Below are 20159 nucleotides of genomic sequence, written 5' to 3'. Positions count from 1 at the left end.
GTGCGCGAACTCGGATTCTGGCGCGGCGTGTCGCCCTCAGACACGCACGCTCGCGGTAGTTCTAGGCGCCCTTGAGACGCGTCGCCAGGTAGTCGCTGACGGCGTCCATCGCGACGCGGTCCTGCGTCATTGCGTCACGTTCGCGGACCGTCACCGCGTGATCCTCGAGCGAATCGAAGTCGACCGTCACGCAGAACGGCGTGCCGATCTCGTCCTGACGGCGATAGCGCCGTCCGATCGCGCCCGCATCGTCGAACTCGACATTCCACGACTTGCGCAGTTCGGCAGCGAGATCACGTGCCTTCGGCGACAGCTCCTCGTTACGCGACAGCGGCAGTACCGCGACCTTGACCGGCGCCAGCCGCGGATCGAGCCGCAACACCGTGCGCTTGTCCACCCCACCCTTGGCGTTGGGTGCTTCGTCCTCGGAGTAGGCGTCGACGAGGAACGCCATCAGCGACCGCGTCAGGCCGGCTGCGGGTTCGATCACGTAGGGGACGTAGCGCGTATCGGTCGCCTGGTCGTAGAACGACAGATCGACACCGGAATGCTTTGCGTGCGTGGACAAATCGAAATCCGTCCGGTTCGCCACACCCTCGAGCTCACCCCACGGGTTGCCCTGGAAGCCGAACTTGTACTCGATGTCGACCGTTCGATCGCTGTAGTGCGACAACTTGTCCTTCGGATGCTCGTAGAGCCGCAGGTTGTCGCGGTCGATACCGAGATCGACGTACCACTGCAACCGGGTGTCGATCCAGTACTGGTGCCACTCGGGCGCGGTGTCGGGCTCGACGAAGAACTCCATCTCCATCTGCTCGAACTCGCGCGTGCGGAAGATGAAGTTGCCCGGCGTGATCTCGTTGCGGAAACTCTTGCCGATCTGGCCGATACCGAACGGCGGCTTCTTACGCGCGGTCGTCACAACATTCGCGAAGTTGACGAAGATGCCCTGCGCCGTCTCCGGCCGCAGATAATGCAGACCCTCCTCGGTCTCGATAGGACCGAGGTACGTCTTGAGCATCATGTTGAAGTCGCGCGGCTCGGTCCACTGACCCTTGGTGCCGCAGTCCGGGCACACAATCTCCGACATCGGCACCGAGTCCGGGTCGTCGATCTTCTTCTTCTCTGCGTACGCCTCCTGCATATGGTCCTGCCGGTGGCGCTTGTGACAGTTCAGGCATTCGACGAGCGGATCGTTGAACACGTCGACGTGCCCCGACGCCACCCAGACCTCACGCGGCAGGATGATCGCGCTGTCCAGGCCGACGACGTCGTCGCGGCCGGTGACTACCGAGCGCCACCACTGCCGCTTGATGTTCTCCTTGAGCTCCACCCCGAGCGGGCCGTAGTCCCACGCCGACCTCGTCCCGCCGTAGATCTCGCCGGATTGATAGACGAGGCCACGCCGCTTGGCGAGGTTGGCGACAGTGTCGATGATGGAAGCCACAGGTGCACAGCCTAGCGACCTGCCAGAGCGCATTGACATGCGGAAGTGTGCATGTATTCTGGCGCCATAATGGAAACCGTTTCCACTTTCGCTGTCGAGGACGGACACGACCACAGCGGCGAGCCCTTTCCGGAGCTTCCACCCCGCGACGTGCTCGACACCTCCGGCGATCTCCTGCGTGCGCTGGCCGCGCCGGTCCGCATCGCGATCGTCCTGCAACTGCGCGAGTCGGCGCGCTGCGTCCACGAACTCGTCGACGCGCTCGCGGTACCGCAGCCGTTGGTCAGCCAGCATCTGCGAATCCTCAAATCCGCGGGCGTCGTCGCGGGCGAGCGGTCGGGACGCGAAGTGATGTACCGCCTCGTCGATCACCACCTCGCCGACATCGTCCTCGCCGCGGTGACCCACGCCGCGGAGGGCCACGCGTGACAGGCTCCTCGGCGCCATCGATGGGTGTCCGCTCCACCCGCCAGCGTGCGGCCATTTCGGCGCTGTTGGACAAGCTCGACGGCTTCCGCTCCGCCCAGGAGCTGCACGACGAACTGCGCAGGCGCGGTGAGGGTATCGGCCTCACCACGGTGTACCGCACGTTGCAGCAGATGGCCGCGGCCGGCGTCGTCGACACGCTGCGCACCGACACCGGCGAGTGCGTGTACCGACGCTGCTCCGACGACCACCATCACCACCTGGTGTGCCGGGCGTGCGGCGCGACTGTCGAGGTGTCCGGCGGTCAGGTCGAGACGTGGGCCGCCGAAGTCGCTCGCCAGCACGGCTTTTCGGATGTCAGCCACACCATCGAGATCTTCGGTCTCTGCAACGCCTGCACCACCAACTGACGGTCAGATCAGGGCGCGACGCACGTCCGAGCCGGCGGCCAGCACCATCAGCACGAGCGTGCGCAACGCGTCATCGCTCAAGCCGGCCGCCGGAAAGTTGTAGCGCAACAACACATCTGCGACCTTCTTGGAGTTGCGCTTGGCTCCCGCCGCGATCTCCTTGTGCCCACTCTTCGCCGCCAGCGACACCGTCCCAAGCAACGTGCTGTGTGCATGATCGGCCACCTTGGCCCGCAACTTCGCGTCCAGCGGCAGATCCCACGCCAGAATCTGGGTCAGCGACACCAACTCCAGCCCTTCGGCGACCTCGACGACCCGCAGCGACGCGAACGTGCCGTCGTGGTGCACCGTGATCGCGCCGTCCTCTTCCCGCGTCAGCGGCAGAATCTCACCGAGGACCTCGGCCAGCCGATCCTGAAGCGTCATCTAGGCCCTTCCGAACCTGCGGTTGCGATGGACGTACTCCTCGCACGCCGCCCACAGATCGCGGCGGTCGTAGTCCGGCCACAGCTTGTCCTGAAAGACGTACTCGGCGTAGGCCGCCTGCCACAGCAGAAAGTTGCTCGCCCGCTGCTCCCCCGATGTCCGGATGAACAGGTCGACGTCGGGAATGTCGGCGCGGTGCAGGTGTTTGGCGAACATCGCCTCGCTGATCCGGCTCGGGTTGATCTTGCCGTCGACCGCCTCCTGCGCCAACGCCCGCGCCGCTTCGACGATCTCCGTGCGACCCCCGTAGTTCACGCAGTAGTTGATCGTGATGACGTCGTTGCCGACCGTCATCTGTTCGGCGATGTCGAACTCCTTGATGACGCTGCGCCACATGCGTGGCCGTGACCCGACCCAACGCATCCGGACACCCATGTCATTGAGGTTCTCGCGGCGCCGGCGGACCACCTCGCGGTTGAACCCCATCAGGAAGCGCACCTCTTCGGTGCTGCGTTTCCAGTTCTCGGTCGAGAAGGCGTACACCGTCAGGTGCTTGATGCCGATTTCGATTGCTCCGCAGGTGATGTCGATGAGCACCGCCTCGCCCATCTTGTGGCCCTCGGTTCGGTGCAAACCCCGCTGGGTGGCCCAGCGGCCGTTGCCGTCCATCACCACCGCGACGTGGTTCGGCACCTGGCCGGCCGGGATCTTCGGCGCGGCGGCCTTCGACGTGTGTTGCGGCGGACGGGCGAACCGCCCGTTGGTGCCCGCCGGGATCTCGGGGAAGACGACGGGCCAGGTCGACTTGTCCGGAAAGGTGGGATAGTCGTCAGGCGCCGGGGGCAGCTGTGGGTAGGTCTCCTTCTCCTTGCCCCTCTTGATAGCCATGCGCCATATCCTGCCCGACCACCGACACCCGTACGTCAGTGACGCGCTGATCAACGCGGTACACCCGCTCGACCAGCGGCAATGTCCGCAGCTGGCGTTCCAGGTGCCACTGCAGGTGCGCGGCGACCAAACCGCTGGCCTGGCTGCGGTACGACGACGTCGACGTCTCCGCGTACTCCCAGTCGCCGTCGTACAGCGCGGCCATCAGATCCAACACCCCCTGCGGCGGGGTCACCGAACCCGACGGCCGGCAGTGGATGCACACGCTGCCCCCGGCCGCGACATGGAATGCCCGGTGCGGACCCGGCGCCGCGCAGCGGGCACATTCGGTCAGTGCAGGCGCCCACCCGGCGATTCCCATGGCGCGCAACAGGTACGCGTCCAGCACGAGCTCCCTGGGCCTGCTGCCGTCGGCCACCGCCCGCAGCGCCGCGACGGTCAGCCGGTGCAGTGCGGGCATCGGCGCCCGCTCCTCACCCGCAAGGCGCTCGGCGGTCTCGAGGACCGCGCACGCGCAGGTGTAGCGGCCGTAGTCGCTGACGATGTCGGTGGCGAACGCGTCGATGGCCTGGACCTGGGTGACGATGTCGAGATTGCGGCCGGGATGCAGCTGAACATCGATGTGCGCGAACGGCTCCAGCCTTGCCCCGAACTTGCTGCGGGTGCGTCGTACACCCTTGGCCACCGCGCGCACCAGCCCGTGATCGCGGGTCAGCAGGGTGACGATTCGGTCGGCCTCACCGAGTTTGTGCTGACGCAGCACCACCGCTCGATCCCGGTACAGCCGCATCACAACAGTCTCCCATTGCGATCCGACAGATCACGGTAGCGGCGCCGATATTCTTGTAGGCGATGGTCGAACAGTTCCGTTTCTCCACGCTCACTCAGCAGCTCTTTCAGCTGGCGAGTGGTTCCCTCACGTCCGTTGACCTCGTTCGCCGGTCGCTCGACGCGATCGAGGCCAGCCAGCCCACGCTGAACGCGTTCCGGGTGGTGCTGGCCGAACAGGCGCTGGCCGACGCCGCCGAGGCTGACCGCAAACGTGCAGCGGGTGAACAACTTCCGCTGCTCGGCGTCCCGATCGCGGTGAAAGATGACGTCGACGTCAAGGGCGCGCCCACCCGCTTCGGCGCCGACGGCACGATCGCACCCGCCGAAGCCGACTCCGAGGTGGTGCGACGGCTGAAGGCAGCCGGCGCGGTGATCGTCGGCAAGACGAACACGTGCGAGCTGGGCCAGTGGCCGTTCACCAGTGGGCCGGCCTTCGGTCACACCCGCAATCCGTGGTCGCGCGATCACACTCCGGGCGGATCGTCGGGCGGCAGCGCCGCCGCGGTGGCCGCCGGGCTGGTGACCGCGGCCATCGGATCCGACGGCGCGGGCAGCGTCCGCATCCCCGCGGCGTGGACGCACCTGGTCGGCATCAAACCGCAGCGCGGCCGGATCTCGACCTGGCCGCTACCCGAGGCGTTCAACGGCATCACCGTCAACGGCGTGCTCGCGCGCACCGTCACCGACGCGGCGATCGTGCTCGACGCGGCGTCGGGCAATGTCGCGGGCGATCTGCACCAGCCGCCGCCGGTGCAGGTGACGGACTACGTCGGTCGGGCGCCCGGTCCGCTCCGGATCGCGCTGTCCACGAAGTTCCCCTTCACCTTCTTCCGGGCCAAGCTGCATCCCGAGATCCGTGACGCCCTGGAGGCCACCGCGGCGCAGCTCGAGGAGCTCGGGCACACGATCGTCACGGCCGATCCCGCCTACAACCTGGCCATGTCGTGGAACTTCCTGTCCCGGTCGACGTCGGGGCTGCTGGACTGGGTCGATCGGCTGGGCTACGACGTCACCCTCGACAAGCGGACCAAGGCGAACGTCCACACCGGCTGGCTGCTGTCGCAGCACATCCTGCGCAAGGCCCGCGCCCGCGAGGCGGAGTCGCAGCGCCGCATCGGGTGGATCTTCAATATCGCCGACGTCGTCCTCGCGCCGACGACCGCTCAGCCGCCGCCCGAAGTGCATGCGTTCGACACGCTGGGCGGGCTGGCCACCGACCGCGCCATGATCCGGGCCTGTCCCGTCACCTGGCCGTGGAACCTGCTGGGCTGGCCGTCGATCAACGTGCCCGCCGGGTTCACGTCGTCGGGTCTGCCGATCGGCGTGCAGCTGATGGGCCCGGCCAACAGTGAGCCCCTGCTGGTCTCGCTGGCCGCCGCGCTCGAGGCCGTCAACGGCTGGGCGGCCAAGGAGCCGCAGCCGTGGTGGCTGCCGCCGCAGGCACCCGAACCGAAAGATTCGATAGAGGAGATCCGCCCAGGCGAGGTGGCGTAAGGTCATCGACCATGACAGCGCGGTACTGGGCTTATGCACTCCCCGCCCTGGCTGTGGCCGCCGGCAGCATCGCCGGAACACCAGCCGCGGGCGCCGACAACAAAAGGCTCAACGACGGTGTGGTCGCCAATGTCTACACCATGCAGCACCAGGCGGGATGCACCACCGATATCAAGATCAACCCCAAGCTGCGACTAGCCGCACAATGGCACACCGATGACGTGATGAACAACCGCGCGCTCAACGGTGACATCGGGTCGGACGGGTCGACGGTCGCCGATCGCGCGCGCAACGCCGGTTACGCCGGCGAGGTGGCGGAGACGACGGCGATCAACCCGGCGCTGGCGATCAGCGGGATCGAGTTGATCAACCAGTGGTACTACCGGCCCGACTACCACGCGATCATGTCGGACTGCGCCAACGTCGACATCGGTGTGTGGTCAGCGAACTCGCTTGACCGCAGCGTCGTGGTCGCGGTCTACGGCAAGGGCGACGGCGCCCCGCCGGTGCAATCGCCGCAGCGCCCGTTCGGTCAGCCGGGCGCGGGTGCGCCGGGCTGATCAGAAGCCCAGTCGGCCCAGCTGTTTGGGGTCGCGCTGCCAGTTCTTGGCGATCTTGACCCGCAGGTCGAGGTAAACCTTTGTGCCCAGGAGCTTTTCGATCTGCGTGCGCGCCGCGGTGCCAACCTCGCGTAGCCTGGCACCGCCCTTGCCGATGACGATGCCCTTCTGGCTGTCCCGCTCGACGTAGAGGACCGCGTGCACGTCGATCAGCTCCCCCTGTTCGGGTGTACGTCCCTCGCGTGGTTCGACGTCTTCGATGACGACCGCCAGTGAGTGGGGCAGCTCGTCGCGCACGCCTTCGAGGGCGGCCTCGCGGATCAACTCGGCCATCAGCACCTCCTCGGGCTCGTCGGTGAGCTCACCGTCGGGGTAGAACGCGGGACCCGGCGGCAGCTGGGCCGCGAGCACGTTGGTCAGCTCGTCGAGGTTCTCACCGGTCGTCGCCGACACCGGGACGATCTCGGCGTCGGGGCCGACGAGTTCACTGACCGCGATCAGCTGAGCGGCGACACGATCGCGTGGCACCTTGTCGATCTTGGTGACGATCGCGATCAGTGTGGTCTTCGGCGCGATGGCGCGGATCTGTTCGAGGATCCAGCGGTCGCCCGGCCCGATCCTCTCGTCGGCGGGGATGCACATCCCGATCACGTCGACCTCGGAGTACGTGTCCTTGACGAGGTCGTTGAGCCGCTGACCGAGAAGGGTGCGCGGACGGTGCAGGCCGGGCGTATCGATCAGGATGATCTGAAAATTCTCGCGATGCACGATGCCGCGAATGGTGTGCCGAGTGGTCTGCGGCCGGTTCGACGTGATCGCCACCTTGGTGCCGACGAGCGCATTGGTCAACGTCGATTTGCCGGTGTTGGGCCGTCCGACGAAGCAGACGAACCCGGAGCGGAATTCAGTCACCGCGCGCCGCCCCAGTCACGTCGTTGGGCGTCCCGCGAGTCTCGGCGTTGACTCTGCGCTCACGGCGCAAATCCGCCCCGAAAGTCCGCCCTGAGCGCAGAGTCGACGAGCGGAGGTTCATAGCGGATCGCCCGCTCGATCGGTGACGATGACAGCCGCGTCGGCCGACAGTTCGCGCACCGCGGCAACCCCGGCGTCGTCCACAGCTCCACCGACCAGGACGGCGGCCTCGAAACCCGCTGCTCCGCTGGACACCGCCGCGGCGACGGCCGCCTGCAGCGCGGTCAGCGACAGCGAGTCCAGTGTCACCGGCGCGCCGGCATAGGTGCGACCGTCGAGGTCACGCACCGCCGCACCGCTGGCCGCCTCAGCACGCGCCATCGCTCCGCGCGCCAGCGTCACCAGCTTGGCGTCTTCGGCATCGAGTTCAGTCATCGTCCTTCTTCTCTACAGGCTCGCTCGGACTCACAAGTACTGTGCCGACGCGGACCCGCCCACGGTGATCCGGCCCGCCCTCGGCGCGCAGCCGCAACCCGTCCCACGTCACCTCGGCGCCCGGCAGCGGGACACGACCCAGCTCGAAGGCCACCAGGCCGCCGACGGTGTCGACGTCGAAATCCTCGTCGAACTCGATGTCGAACAGCTCGCCGAGGTCCTCGATCGGCAACCGCGCCGACACCCGATACCGGCCGTCGCCGAGATCCTCCACCGGGGCGACTTCATCGGTGTCGTACTCGTCGGCGATCTCCCCGACGATCTCCTCCAGCACGTCCTCGATCGTCACCAACCCGGCGATCGCGCCGTATTCGTCGACCAGCAGCACCATGTGGACACGGTCGCGCTGCATCTCGCGCAGCAGCGCATCCAACGGTTTGGAGTCCGGCACGAACACCGCCGGCCGCATCACCTCGGACACCTGGGTGTCGCGTCCACCATTGCGCGAGTAATACGTTCGCTGCACAAGGTCTTTCAGATACACCACGCCGATGACGTCGTCGACGTTCTCGCCGATCACCGGAATCCGCGAGTGACCGCTGCGCACCGCCAACGACGTCGCCTGCCCCGCCGTCTTGTCGCCTTCGATCCAGACCATCTCGGTGCGCGGCACCATCACTTCGCGGGCGGGAGTGTCGCCGAGTTCGAACACCGACTGGATCATCCGTCGCTCTTCGTCGGCGACCACACCGCGCTGCTGCGCCAGGTCTACGACCTCACGAAGCTCGATCTCGGATGCGAACGGGCCGTTGCGGAAACCGCGACCCGGTGTCAGCGCGTTACCGATGAGCACCAGCAGCCGGCTCACCGGTGTCAGCACCACCGAAATCGCTTGCAGCGGAAGCGCAGCCACCAACGAGATTGAGTAGGCGTTCTGCCTACCGATCGTCCGCGGCCCGACGCCGATCGCGACGAAGCTGATCACCGTCATGATCGCCGCCGCCGAGACCAGTCCCCAACTCACCCCGAAGTAGTCGTCGAGAAACGCCGCAAGCAGGACCGTCGCGCTGACCTCACAGGCGATTCGGAGCAGCACGCAGAGGTTGATGAAGCGCGGCCGTTCGGCCATCACCCGGGCCAGTCGCACCGCACCGGGACGTTCGTCGCGCACGAGTTCCTCGACGCGGGCGATCGACACGGTGCTGATGGCCGCATCGATGGCGGCGAAAAGACCGGCGCCGCCGATCAAGAGGATCGCGCCGATCAGCTGACTCACATTGTTCACGGCTCGTCGAAGAATCGGGACTTGTCCAGCAGGCGGCGGTCCTTCTCGGACTGCCGGTCCTGGTGATACGCCTCGACCTGATCGGCCACCCATTCCTCGAGGAGTTGGCGCTGCAGCGCGAACATTTCCTTTTCCTCGTCAGGTTCGGCGTGGTCGTAGCCCAGCAGGTGCAACACCCCGTGCACCGTCAGCAACGCGAGTTCCTGACCAAGCGAATGGCCCGCCGCGGCGGCCTGATCGGCGGCGAACGACGGGCACAGCACGATGTCGCCGAGCATCGCCGGTCCGGGCTCGGGCGCATCGGGCCGGCCGCCGGGCTCGAGTTCGTCCATCGGGAAGCTCATCACGTCGGTGGGACCGGGCAGGTCCATCCACCGCATGTGCAGGTCCGCCATCGCCGACGGGTCGAGCAGCACCATCGACAGTTCGGCGGCGGGATTGACGTTCATCTTGCGGATGACGAATCGGGCGATGCTGATCAGTTCCTCTTCGGAAACGTCGATGCCCGATTCGTTGGACACCTCAATGCTCATGTCGAGTTCCGTTACCGCCGTGGCCGAGTGCCGGACGCACGCCGCTGCGCCCTGTTCATCAGCTCGGGCTCCTCGGACTTCGCATACGCGTCGACGATCTCGGATACCAGTCGATGTCGCACGACGTCGGCGCTGGTGAGCTCGGCGAAGTGGATATCGTCGATGCCGTCGAGAATGCGCATCGCCGTCCTCAGGCCCGACGATGCGCCGCCGGGCAGGTCGACCTGTGTGATGTCACCTGTCACAACGATTTTCGATCCGAACCCGAGACGGGTCAGGAACATTTTCATCTGCTCGCCGGTGGTGTTCTGCGCCTCGTCGAGAATGATGAACGCATCCGAAAGTGTGCGTCCCCGCATGTACGCCAGCGGCGCGACCTCGATGATGCCGGCGTTCATCAACTTCGGGATGGACTCGGGATCCATCATGTCGTACAGCGCGTCATACAACGGCCGCAGATACGGGTCGATCTTCTCGCTCAACGTGCCGGGCAGGAATCCGAGGCGTTCACCGGCTTCGACCGCGGGCCGGGTGAGGATGATCCTGGTGACCTGCTTGGACTGTAATGCGTTGACCGCCTTGGCCATTGCGAGATAAGTCTTGCCAGTACCCGCAGGGCCGATACCGAAGACGACGGTGTGCGCGTCGATGGCGTCCACATATCGCTTCTGGTTCAACGTTTTCGGGCGGATGGTCTTGCCGCGCCGCGACAGGATGTCGAGCGTCAGCACCTCCGCAGGCGATTCGTTGCCGGTCCCGGTGAGCATGGCGACGCTGTGTTTGACGGCGTCGGTGGTGAGCCGCTGACCGCTTGCCACGATCGCGACGAGCTCGGAGATCACCCGTTCGGCCAACGCCACGTCGGCGGGCTCCCCGGACAGGGTCAACGCGTTGCCGCGGACATGGATATCGGCTGCGAGGATGCTTTCGAGTGCGCGCAGGTTCTCGTCGGCGGATCCAAGCAGGCCTACGACAAGGTCGGGCGGAACATCGATGCTGCTGCGAACGGTCGCGTCGGAGTCAGCGTTCGTTTCGCTGGGCGTCACGTGGGGCTTTCTGCCTGCTTTCTGGGTCTGGCCTGGTTGTTTACCACCGTCTGGCCAGTTTACCGCCGGGCACCGACGCAGCCCAACAGTTAACTACCCAGCCCGCTCGCCACGCACCGCGACGAAGACCTGCTGGTCGAGCATCGCCAGCGGGTCGTCGGCGGTCGGCAGCGTCTGCACCGGGGTGAAACCGCTCGCCGTCAGCTGCTCGTGCCACTCGTCCTTGGAAAGGAAGATCCGGTCGGTGCCTGCGCGGACGTCGGTCAGGCCGACCTGTGGCCGGCCGGGAGGTGGCGACATCAGGAAATACACCGAGGTCATGAACGAGCAGTGCGCCTGGCACACCTCGATGAAGACCACGGCGCCGCCGGGGCGCACGAGGTCATGCAGCTCCTTCAGCGTTCTTCCGACGTCGAGTGCGTTGTGGACGACATTGGAGGCGACGACGATGTCGCACGGCGGCTGGCTGCGCAGGTCCGTGTTCAGGTCGAGGATGCCGAACCGCATCCACGGCTTGTCCGCGAATCGTTTGCGGGCCGCATTGAGAAAGAACGTGGACACATCGGTGAAGTGGTAGTCGACCGGCAGGCCGGCCAATCCCGCGACGATGTCGTTGGTCATGCCACCGACGCCGGCGCCGAGCTCCAGGATGCGGACGGGCGATCGGTCGGGCGCGATGCGACGGACGGCGTCGGCGACGGCCTCGCGGGCGCCTTTGTTCAGATACCGGCTGATGACGTTGTCGCGGTAGAACGCGTCGGCGGTGGTCGTCGACCCGTTCGGGAACAACAGCTCCTGCACGCTGAGCCGGTCGGTGATCAGGTCGCCCAGGTTCGCGTTCGCGTCGGCGAGAAACTGCCCGAACGGTGAGAGATATCCGAGATCCGCGCAGACCTCGATGAGCGACGGACGGGTCGGCGATGGAAGTGCGCGGGCCCGGCGGTATCCACCGTCGTCGTGCAGGTAGCCGCGAGTGGTGAGTTCGTGCAACCACTGTCGCAACACCCACCGGTGTCGGTCGGCGAAGTCGAGTCGGTCGGCGATTTCGTCCCCCGTCGTGCCGTCGCTCAGCGCGGGTTCGAGCACACGCCAGATGGCCTGCAGTCCGAACAGGTCAAGATCGCTTCGCGCGGAGGCGATTCGACTGGTGTCGAAGTCGGCGACGTCAACGCGTGATGGGAGACGGGCAGCTTCCGGTTCCGCGGGTTCGTCAGACCCGGTCTTCACCATCTGCACGACGTCATCGAGTGTGGAACCGCTCAACAGATCGGAAACCGCTACTTCACAACGGAATTCGGTCTTGATTCGCCGTCGCAGGTTCAGGGCGTTCAACGAGTCTAGTCCCAAGGCCACCAGCGGTAGCGTGCTGTCAAGGGCCTGTATATCGTCCGCGCCGATCACATCGGCGAGCAGTTGCAGGAGGCGCTGTGGCAGGTCGGTCACCTCGGGAGTGGGTTCCACGGCGACGGGGTCCGGCGTTTTACCCAGCTGCGACAGGGTCGGACCGTAGCCCAGCGTTGCGAACACGTCACGGGCGCGATCCCAGTCGAATGCGGCGACCACCGCGGTCACCGGTAGGGCGCTGAGCCCCAGGGCGATAGCGTCCGATGAGCGCATCGGGAGGTAGCCGACATCGGCCAGATTCGCGATGTCGGAGCTGTCCTGGCCCTGATACACAGCCCACTGGCCCCACTGCACCGACACACAGTCGCGGCCCTCAACGCGAAGCTGTCGGGCGTAGGCGTCGAGCATCCGGTTGGCCGCCGCGTACGCGATCTTGCCCCGGCCACCGAGCACCGACGCCGTCGACGAGCACATCACCACCCGGCAGTCGTCAGCGAGCCTGACCGAATCCAGAACATGCGCGATACCGACAACCTTGCCGCGCAGCGCGGTGTCAAGCTTCGCGTCGGTGAGGTCCTTCAACTCGACGACAGCGGCAGCGGTTCCGTCGATGGCGGCATGGACAACGAGGTCGACCGGCACGTCCCGGATATCCTCGGCCAATCGCTCCACATCGGCCGCATTTGCGATATCGCATGCCACCACCCGGATGTCGGTTGCGGTCAGCGAGCACAGCCGAACGGTGGTGGCCGCCGTCTCCCCCGACCTGTTGACCAGCGTGATCCGGCGCGCACCGTCCCGCGCCGCGTATTCGCAGAACTCGAGTCCGACATTGCCTGTCCCACCGGTGATCAGCACATGCTTGCCCGCCAACGGCAACGCGGCAGGCTTCGTCTCGATGGCGACCAGCCGCTTCGCGTACACGCCGGCATCGCGCAACGCCAGCTCCGGTTCGTCGGCGGTATGCAGCGCAGAGAGGATCACCGCGGCCGATTCCACGCCCCGATTGTCGGGTGACAAGTCGAGGTGGCGGAACGCGATATCGGGATATTCCCCACCGAGGCAACGGAATCCGGCACTGACAGCAGCGGACACCGGGTGCGGCGCCCCGTCGGCGGACACCACGATCTCACCCCCGACGGTCACCAACCAGTACTCCTTGAGCTTCGCATCGGGCGTGACCCACCACCTCCGGTCGACGAAGAAACGCGTCACCTCTCGGGCGGCCGCGGCCTGGGTCATGTCGTCGAATGCGGGAAGTAGGACCACCAACGCCTCGATGTCGGCCGCGTCCCCGGTGACGAGTCGTGCGGACAGCTCCTCACTTTCGGCGTGGGCGCACAACGCGACGGCGAGCTCGCCACCCGCGTAGTCGATCACACCGAGGCTCCGGGGCGGCACCATCGAGCGCCTGGTCAGTGCGGTCCATTCCTCGACGAGGACCTGCGGTGGCGCGGACGACGGTGATGCGGCGGGGACTGGAGCCCGCCGCGACGGTGCACTGTCGTACGGCAACCACAGCGATGATTCGTTCATGTGGGTGTTCGGGAAGTTCAGCAGCGGAAGCGACACGGCACCACAGGATTCCGCGCGGAGCGCATCCCAGCGGTAGTCGATGTCGTTGACTGCCAGCACGGCGAGGTTGCGCGTGAACTCCGTCAGGTCCTCGGCCTGCCGGGCGGAGGTACCGACCACGAGCGCAGACTCCGCCGCCAGGACGTCGAGGTTTTCCTGCAGGGCGAACTGCAGCGTCGGGTGCTCGGCCAGTTCGACGAACGTGTCGACCTGATCCGATACGGCAGCGGCGACGGCACGGTCGAACCGGACGGTATTGCGCAGATTCCAGAACCAGTACTCGGCGACGCCGAAGTCGGGTGTGATGCACTCGCCGAGAGTCGCTCCGATGCAATCGATGTCGCTGTCGAGGAAGCGTTCATTGTGTACCCGGCCGCGCACTGCGGCTTCGATCTCGTCGCGGAACTGGTTCAGCATGCTGGTGTGCGCCGGATAGCGGACGGGGATCAGCCGAGTGAAGCGGCCGCTCGCATCCAACGCGGCCACCGTCGCCTCGACGGTGGTGCGGTCCCCGGAAATACCCACCAGGCGTGGCGAATTGATCACCGACACCTGAGCCCAGCCGGACTGGCGGGCCAGCACACCTTCGCATTCGTCGCGGTCGGCGGCGACCACCGCCATCGCATAGTCATCGGAGGAGATGCTCTCGACCGCACGTGCCCGCGTGCCGACGATCAGCACGGCGTCCTCAAGGGTCATCTTGGAAGACAGGTAGGCACCGGCGATCTCGCCCTGGCTGTGTCCGACAACGGCGTCGACGTCGACGCCGACCGCGCGCCACATCGCACCCAGGCCGACCATCTGCATGAACAACGCCGACTGCACGACCGTGGTGCCGTCGTCGACGTCAGCGGTGCCCAACAGATAGGGCAACGGCGATTCGCCGAACAACTCACCGAACAGCTCGTGGCAGCGGTCAACCTCCAAACGGAAGGCCGGAACCGATTGGTAGAACATGGCTCCCATGCCCGGCCGCTGTCCTCCCTGGCCCGGCAGGACGAAGGCGCGCCGATGCGCCGCCGCGGGCTTGTCGCCGCGGACGACTGCGGGGTGCTCACGCCCGTCGACCACCGCACGCAAGGCGTCCTGCAGCCTCCCACTGTCGGTCACCATGGCCAGCGCGCGATAACGCCTCGCGGCGCGCGTCCGGAACAACATGTCCGCCACACGTTTCGGCGACACCGCCGGGTGCTCACGCACATAGGCCGACAGCGCACCGGCCTCGGCGCGCAGCAGGCTCGGGGTGTCCGCCGACAGCAGCACCGGAACGGTTCCGTCGGGCAGCCGGTACTCAGAAATCGTCGTGCTCCTCTCGGACCGGCATGCCGATGATGGTGTGCGCATTGACCCCGTCCGCCCCGTACGACGAGACGGCGCCGTACCGCTGGCCGTCCTTCGGTTCCCACGGATGCAACTTGGTGGCCAGCCGCAGACCCGATGACTCCCAGTCCACCGCCGTGGTGGGGTTCTCGGTGAACAGCGACGCCGGGACGTGGCCGTGCCATCCGGCCAGAAGCACCTTGATCAGCCCGAGCATGCCGCCTGCGGCCTGTGAGTGGCCGAGGTTCGACTTCGCCGAGCCGACGAAAGCGGTGGAACCGGCCGCGCCGTAGGTGTTGAAGAGCGCGGTGAGCTCGGCCTTGTCGCCTGCCCTGGTCGCGGTGCCGTGGCCCTCGATCATGCCCACGTCGGCGGCGTCGACACCGGCGCGGTCGATGACCCGGCGGATCAGTTTCTGCTGCGCCTCGAACCGCGGCGTCAGGATCGGCTTGCCCTTGCCGTTGTGGTTGTAGTGGCTGGCCAAAATGCGGCCGAAGACGCGATGGCCCAGCCGTCGCGCGCGCGACTCGGGTTCGACGACAACGAATCCGGCGCCCTCACCCCACAGCGTGCCACTCGAATCGTCGGCGTAGACGCGGCAATGGCCGTCGACGGCCAGTTCGTTCTGCCGAGCAAAGTCGTAGATGATCGCCGGGGACCCCATGACACAGACCCCGCCCGCCAGGGCCCAATCGCATTCGCCGCTACGTACCGCGGACGCGGCCAGATGCAGTGCGGTCAACGACGAGGCACATCCGGTGTTCACCGTCGCGCACGGACCGGCGAAGCCAAGGCTGTGCGAGACCCGCCCGGCGATGCCCTCGGTGATGCGGCCGACCGTCCGGTACCCGGAGTACTCGTCGGCCTGACCGCCGACGGGTCCGTACTCCGTCGGGTAGGCCCCGACAAAGCACCCGGCCTCCTCCCCGTCGACCTCCGCGGCGTTGATCCCCGTGTTCTCCAACGCTTTCCACGCCACCCGCATCGCAAGGCGGATCTGCGGACTGGTCACCGTCGCCTCGCGCTGGCTGATGTTGAAGAAGACCGGATCGAACGCACCGGGGTCGTCGAGGAAACCGCCGGCGTCACACGCATCGGCCCACCCATCCAGCCGCGACAACGACAACATGTCATCGACCGGCCAGCCGCGGTCGCGCGGAATCGGGCCGATGAGCTCCCGCGCCTCGCTCAGCGCGGCCCAGTACTCCGACGGAGTGCGCACACCACCGGGCGCCTCCACCGCGAACCCCGAGATGACGATCGGGTCGTCAATCGACGCTTCTATCAATGAATTCTGCTCTCGCACAACAGCTCTCCGATGTCGGCGACATGGTCGAGCAGGAAGAAGTGGCCGCCGTCGAAAACCGTCACGTCCACGTCGTCGCTGTGCTCGCGCCACCCGTGCAGGTCCGCCATCGACACGATCGGGTCCTGGTCGCCGCCGATCACCTGGATCCGGGCCGCGATGCGAGCGCTTCGGTCGCATGAATACGTCTCGGCCGCACAGTGATCGGCCTTGACGACGGGGAACGTCATCGTGACGAGTTCGGGGTCGGCGATCACGTCCGCGTTCGTCCCCCCGAGCCACCGCAGGTGATCGAGCAGTCCCTGGTCATCCTTGGGCGCCGGCGGCTTGTCCGCGGCACGGTGCGGCGCCACGGCCGCCAGGACCGTGACCTGTCGCACCTTGACCCCGGCGGCCTCGGCGATTCTCGCGAACTCGAACGACACCAGCGCGCCCATGCTGTGGCCGAGCGTCGTGATCGCGTCCCCGCGGTTGAACTCCGAGGCGACGAATTCGGCGAACGCACCCGCGGCGATGTCCTGCAGCGACGTCAGCGGCGGTTCGGCCGCGCGATCCTGGCGGCCCGGGTACTGGAAGAGGATGACGTCGAAGTCCTCGCTCAGCTCCTTCGAGAACTGCCTGTACCAAGAGGCGCCGGCACCCGCATGCGGAAAGATCAACAATGGCGGTCGCTCCGACGAGCCCCGGTTGTGAAATTTCCTTATCCATAACGGGCCGACCTGGGCGTTTTGCTCTACAGCATGGTTCGGCACGGTAGGTTAATTTAGCCTAACCTCGCTTGCCTGAGGGGCCTCCCTAGCCGGGCTTCGTGGACGCCGACCCCGGATCGGCCCACCGATTGGTGAGCACGCCGAGGGCGCCCAACGCGACGGCCGCCGCGGTCGAGGTGCGCAGCACCGTCGGCCCGAGCCGCACCGCCGTTGCCCCTGCCCCGGTCAGTGCCGCAATCTCGTCGTTGGCGATGCCGCCTTCCGGGCCGACGACGAGCAGCAGCGAAGCCACCTCTGCCACAGGCACTTCGGTGATCGGCCGTGTCGCGGATTCATGCAGGACCAGCACCGGCGTCTCCGCGATGTCACGCACTCGCTCCACCAACTCAGTAGTCGAGACCACACCGCTGACGGTCGGGATGTGCGCTCGCCGCGACTGCCTCGCGGCCGACCGGGCGACGGCCCGCCAGCGCCGCAACCCCTTGTCGACGCGGGCCTGCGCGTCCCAGCGCGCGACGCAGCGCGATGCCTGCCAGGCGACGAACGCGTCGGCGCCCGCCTCGGTGGCCAACTCGATGGCCAGTTCGGAGCGGTCTGACTTGGGCACGGCCTGCACAACGGTGATGCGCGGTGTGGGTTCCGGGACGGCCCGCAGGTCCAACACCCGGGCGGTCAGCGTGCCCTTGCCGACGTCCTCGACGACGCAGCGGGCGATCGCACCCAGACCATCGCTCAGATCGAGCTTTTCACCCGCCCGGATCCGGCGGACGTTCGCCGCGTGAAAGCCCTCGTCACCCTCCACGACGGCGAGCTCACCCACTGCGGGCAGCGCATCGACGTAGAAAAGCGCACCCGCGAAGCGAGGAGGGTCCCCTGTCACGGGGACTCAGCGACCGCTGAACGTTTCGCGAAGCCGGCTGAAAATGCCACCGCCGGAAGAGTTCGACTGTGCGCTGCGCACCTCGGCGGTGTCGCGGTGGCGCTTCTCCTTGAGCTTGCGCAGCAACTCGATGTCCTCGTGGTCCAGCCGCGTCGGCACCAAGACGTCGATGTGGGCGTGCAGGTCTCCCCGCACGCCGGACCGCAGATGCGGCATCCCATGCCCGCGCAGCGTGATGACCTCACCAGGCTGGGTTCCGGCGCCGATGGTGATATCGGTCGGGCCGTCGAGGATCGCGTCGATCGTGACGGTGGCGCCGAGCGCCGCGTCGACCATCGGCACGGAGATGGTGCAGTGCAGATCGTCGCCGTCGCGGACGAAGACGTCGTGCGCCTTCTCGTGAACCTCTACGTACAGGTCGCCCGCCGGCCCACCGCCCGGACCGACCTCGCCCTGCGCGGCGAGACGCACACGCATACCGTCGCCGACGCCCGCGGGGATCTTGACGCTGATCTCCCGACGCGCGCGCACGCGACCGTCGCCGCCGCAGCGGTGGCACGGATCCGGGATGACCTCGCCGACGCCGCCGCACACCGGGCAGGGTCGCGACGTCATCACCTGTCCGAGCAGCGAGCGCTGCACGGTCTGCACCTCACCGCGGCCGTGGCAGGTGTCGCACGTGGCCGGGCGTGAATTGCCGTGGGTGCCTTTGCCCTGACACAGGTCGCACAGCACCGCGGTGTCGACCGTGACCTGCTTGGTCACCCCCGTCGCACACTCCTCCAGGTCCAGTCGCATCCGCAGCAGCGAATCCGAACCGGGCCGCACGCGGCCGATCGGCCCGCGCGACGTGGCACCGCCGCCGAAGAACGCCTCGAACACGTCGCCGAGACCGCCGAAGCCGGCGAAGCCGTTGCCCGCGGCGCCGCCGGACTCCAGCGGATCACCGCCGAGGTCGACGATGCGACGCTTCTCCGGGTCGCTGAGCACTTCGTAGGCGGCGCTGATCTCTTTGAAGCGCGCCTGCGCGTCCTCGTCCGGGTTGACGTCGGGATGCAGTTCCCGCGCAAGCTTGCGGTAGGCGCGTTTGATCTCCGCCTCGCTCGCACCCCTGCTCACCCCGAGCAGCCCGTAATAGTCGCGTGCCACGCTGACCCTGCCTGACCTTTCCGTCCTGGTTAGTACGTGCTAGCGGTTGCCTAAGACTTCCCCGATATAGAGAGCAACCGCGGCGACATTGGCGATAGTTCCCGGATAGTCCATTCTCGTCGGGCCCAGCACACCCATGCCGCCATATACCTTGCCCGAACTTCCGTATGCAGTGGTAATCACGGACGTTCCGGCCATCTGCTCGGCCTCGGTCTCGTGGCCGATCCGGACGGTGATCTTGCCGGCCTCCTGCTGAGCCGCCAGCAGTTTCAGGACCACTACCTGCTCTTCGAGTGCTTCGAGCACCGAGCGCAGCGACCCGCCGAAGTCGGCGGTGTTGCGGGTGAGGTTGGCCGTACCGCCCAGCATCAGCCGTTCCTCGCTGTGCTCGACCAGCGTCTCCACCAGGACCGTGGCCGACCGGCCGACCGCGTCGGCGAGTCGTGTGTTGTCGTTGAGCCCGGAGGCGAGGTCGGAGACCGCGATCGACGCTGCCGCCAGCGGCTTGCCCTCCAGCGCCTGGCCCAGCAGGTCACGCAGCTTGGCGATTTCCTGCTCGTCCAGCGCGTCGCCGAGTTCGACGATGCGTTGGTCGACGCGGCCGGTATCGGTGATCACGACGAGCAGCAGCTTGGCCGGCGTCAGTGCGACGACCTCGAGGTGCCGGACGGATGACGTCGACAGCGTCGGGTACTGGACGATCGCGACCTGACGGGTCAGCTGCGCAAGCAACCGGACCGCGCGACGCAGCACGTCGTCCAGGTCGACACCGGATTCCAGGAATCCCTGGATCGCGCGCCGTTCGGCCACCGACAGCGGTTTGACGTCTTCCAGCCGGTCGACGAACTCGCGATAACCCTTCTCGGTGGGCACCCGGCCCGAGCTGGTGTGCGGCTGTGCGATGTACCCCTCGGCCTCCAGGACCGCCATATCGTTGCGGACGGTCGCGCTGGAGACGCCGAGGTTGTGCCGCTCGACGAGGGTTTTCGAGCCGATCGGTTCCTTGGTGGCCACGAAGTCGGCGACGATCGCGCGCAGCACCTCGAATCGGCGTTCTTCGGCGCTACCCACGCGTTCACCTGCCTCTCATATCGGTGCCACTGCTAGCTGGTCTCCATTTTACGGCCATCATCAGCGGTGATACTGCGCGAGCGGCTGCCCGCGTGCCGACCGGCGTGTTTG

At 66.9% G+C, this 20159-nt stretch carries 19 protein-coding genes; 4 read left to right on the top strand and 15 right to left on the bottom strand.

The features are described 5' to 3' along the window. Positions 1 to 61 precede the first annotated feature (61 nt). Positions 62 to 1447 (bottom strand): glycine--tRNA ligase, encoded by a 1386-nt coding sequence (locus tag G6N43_RS13725; RefSeq protein ID WP_083155513.1) that lies wholly within the window; start codon positions 1445 to 1447, stop codon positions 62 to 64. 69 nt (positions 1448 to 1516) lie between these two features. Here G6N43_RS13725 and G6N43_RS13720 point away from each other — a divergent pair, with 69 nt between their 5' ends. Both G6N43_RS13720 and G6N43_RS13715 read left to right on the top strand, forming a co-directional pair. Beyond that, positions 1517 to 1876 carry an ArsR/SmtB family transcription factor gene (locus tag G6N43_RS13720; protein WP_083155510.1) on the top strand — a complete coding sequence of 120 codons (360 nt, stop codon included), beginning with the start codon at positions 1517 to 1519 and terminating at the stop codon, positions 1874 to 1876. A gap of 20 nt (positions 1877 to 1896) precedes the next feature. Beyond that, positions 1897 to 2283 carry a Fur family transcriptional regulator gene (locus tag G6N43_RS13715; RefSeq protein WP_110810492.1) on the top strand — a complete coding sequence of 129 codons (387 nt, stop codon included), beginning with the start codon at positions 1897 to 1899 and terminating at the stop codon, positions 2281 to 2283. 3 nt (positions 2284 to 2286) lie between these two features. Here the strand turns inward: G6N43_RS13715 and G6N43_RS13710 are convergent, their stop codons facing one another. Genes G6N43_RS13710 through recO form a run of 3 tightly spaced genes read right to left on the bottom strand, consistent with a single transcriptional unit; the run spans position 2287 to position 4387 of the window. Next, entirely contained in the window at positions 2287 to 2709 is a 423-nt protein-coding gene (locus G6N43_RS13710; protein WP_083155507.1) for a hypothetical protein, read from the bottom strand. After that, positions 2710 to 3597: a decaprenyl diphosphate synthase gene (locus G6N43_RS13705; RefSeq protein WP_083155503.1), complete on the bottom strand. Its 888-nt coding sequence runs from the start codon at positions 3595 to 3597 to the stop codon at positions 2710 to 2712. It abuts the gene before it with no gap. Then, positions 3539 to 4387: a DNA repair protein RecO gene (gene recO / locus G6N43_RS13700; RefSeq protein ID WP_083155500.1), complete on the bottom strand. Its 849-nt coding sequence runs from the start codon at positions 4385 to 4387 to the stop codon at positions 3539 to 3541. The genes G6N43_RS13705 and recO overlap by 59 nt, the downstream gene beginning before the upstream one ends. Positions 4388 to 4449: 62 nt before the next feature. Here recO and G6N43_RS13695 point away from each other — a divergent pair, with 62 nt between their 5' ends. Beyond that, entirely contained in the window at positions 4450 to 5922 is a 1473-nt protein-coding gene (locus G6N43_RS13695) for an amidase (RefSeq protein WP_083155497.1), read from the top strand. Positions 5923 to 5933: 11 nt separating this feature from the next. Beyond that, a complete protein-coding gene (locus G6N43_RS13690) occupies positions 5934 to 6482 on the top strand; it encodes a CAP domain-containing protein (protein WP_083155494.1) in 549 nt (182 codons plus the stop codon). On the opposite strand, the gene era is transcribed toward G6N43_RS13690, so the two are convergent. The 11 genes from era to hrcA all read right to left on the bottom strand — a co-directional run bounded on the left by era (position 6483) and on the right by hrcA (position 20048). Further along, on the bottom strand, positions 6483 to 7394 hold the full coding sequence (gene era / locus G6N43_RS13685; protein ID WP_083155492.1) for a GTPase Era: 912 nt from the start codon (positions 7392 to 7394) through the stop codon (positions 6483 to 6485). A 117-nt stretch (positions 7395 to 7511) separates the two neighbouring features. Further along, positions 7512 to 7829, bottom strand: a complete 318-nt coding sequence (locus tag G6N43_RS13680) for a cytidine deaminase-like protein (protein ID WP_083155488.1) — start codon at positions 7827 to 7829, stop codon at positions 7512 to 7514. Continuing rightward, the gene (locus G6N43_RS13675; RefSeq protein WP_083155485.1) at positions 7822 to 9114 is read right to left on the bottom strand and encodes a hemolysin family protein; all 1293 of its coding nucleotides are present in this window, start codon (positions 9112 to 9114) and stop codon (positions 7822 to 7824) included. Before G6N43_RS13675 ends, G6N43_RS13680 begins: the two co-directional genes overlap by 8 nt. Then, positions 9111 to 9647: an rRNA maturation RNase YbeY gene (gene ybeY, locus G6N43_RS13670; RefSeq protein WP_083155481.1), complete on the bottom strand. Its 537-nt coding sequence runs from the start codon at positions 9645 to 9647 to the stop codon at positions 9111 to 9113. The genes G6N43_RS13675 and ybeY overlap by 4 nt, the downstream gene beginning before the upstream one ends. An 11-nt stretch (positions 9648 to 9658) precedes the next feature. After that, positions 9659 to 10693, bottom strand: coding sequence for a PhoH family protein (locus tag G6N43_RS13665; protein ID WP_083155478.1), 1035 nt, complete (start codon positions 10691 to 10693; stop codon positions 9659 to 9661). 93 nt (positions 10694 to 10786) lie between these two features. Next, positions 10787 to 14848: a nocobactin polyketide synthase NbtC gene (nbtC, locus tag G6N43_RS13660; RefSeq protein WP_308206491.1), complete on the bottom strand. Its 4062-nt coding sequence runs from the start codon at positions 14846 to 14848 to the stop codon at positions 10787 to 10789. A 55-nt stretch (positions 14849 to 14903) separates the two neighbouring features. Further along, the gene (locus G6N43_RS13655) at positions 14904 to 16217 is read right to left on the bottom strand and encodes a beta-ketoacyl [acyl carrier protein] synthase domain-containing protein (RefSeq protein ID WP_165761894.1); all 1314 of its coding nucleotides are present in this window, start codon (positions 16215 to 16217) and stop codon (positions 14904 to 14906) included. Then, positions 16217 to 16990: a thioesterase II family protein gene (locus G6N43_RS13650; RefSeq protein WP_083155468.1), complete on the bottom strand. Its 774-nt coding sequence runs from the start codon at positions 16988 to 16990 to the stop codon at positions 16217 to 16219. The genes G6N43_RS13655 and G6N43_RS13650 overlap by 1 nt, the downstream gene beginning before the upstream one ends. A gap of 43 nt (positions 16991 to 17033) precedes the next feature. Further along, positions 17034 to 17828, bottom strand: a complete 795-nt coding sequence (locus G6N43_RS13645; RefSeq protein WP_083155464.1) for a 16S rRNA (uracil(1498)-N(3))-methyltransferase — start codon at positions 17826 to 17828, stop codon at positions 17034 to 17036. A gap of 6 nt (positions 17829 to 17834) precedes the next feature. Then, positions 17835 to 18977: a molecular chaperone DnaJ gene (gene dnaJ, locus G6N43_RS13640; RefSeq protein ID WP_083155461.1), complete on the bottom strand. Its 1143-nt coding sequence runs from the start codon at positions 18975 to 18977 to the stop codon at positions 17835 to 17837. 39 nt (positions 18978 to 19016) lie between these two features. Further along, positions 19017 to 20048, bottom strand: a complete 1032-nt coding sequence (hrcA, locus tag G6N43_RS13635; RefSeq protein ID WP_083155459.1) for a heat-inducible transcriptional repressor HrcA — start codon at positions 20046 to 20048, stop codon at positions 19017 to 19019. Positions 20049 to 20159 lie beyond the last annotated feature (111 nt).

Source organism: Mycolicibacterium moriokaense (assembly GCF_010726085.1).
Classification (GTDB): Bacteria; Actinomycetota; Actinomycetes; order Mycobacteriales; family Mycobacteriaceae; genus Mycobacterium; species Mycobacterium moriokaense.
This window is presented reverse-complemented; position numbering and strand designations above follow the sequence as displayed.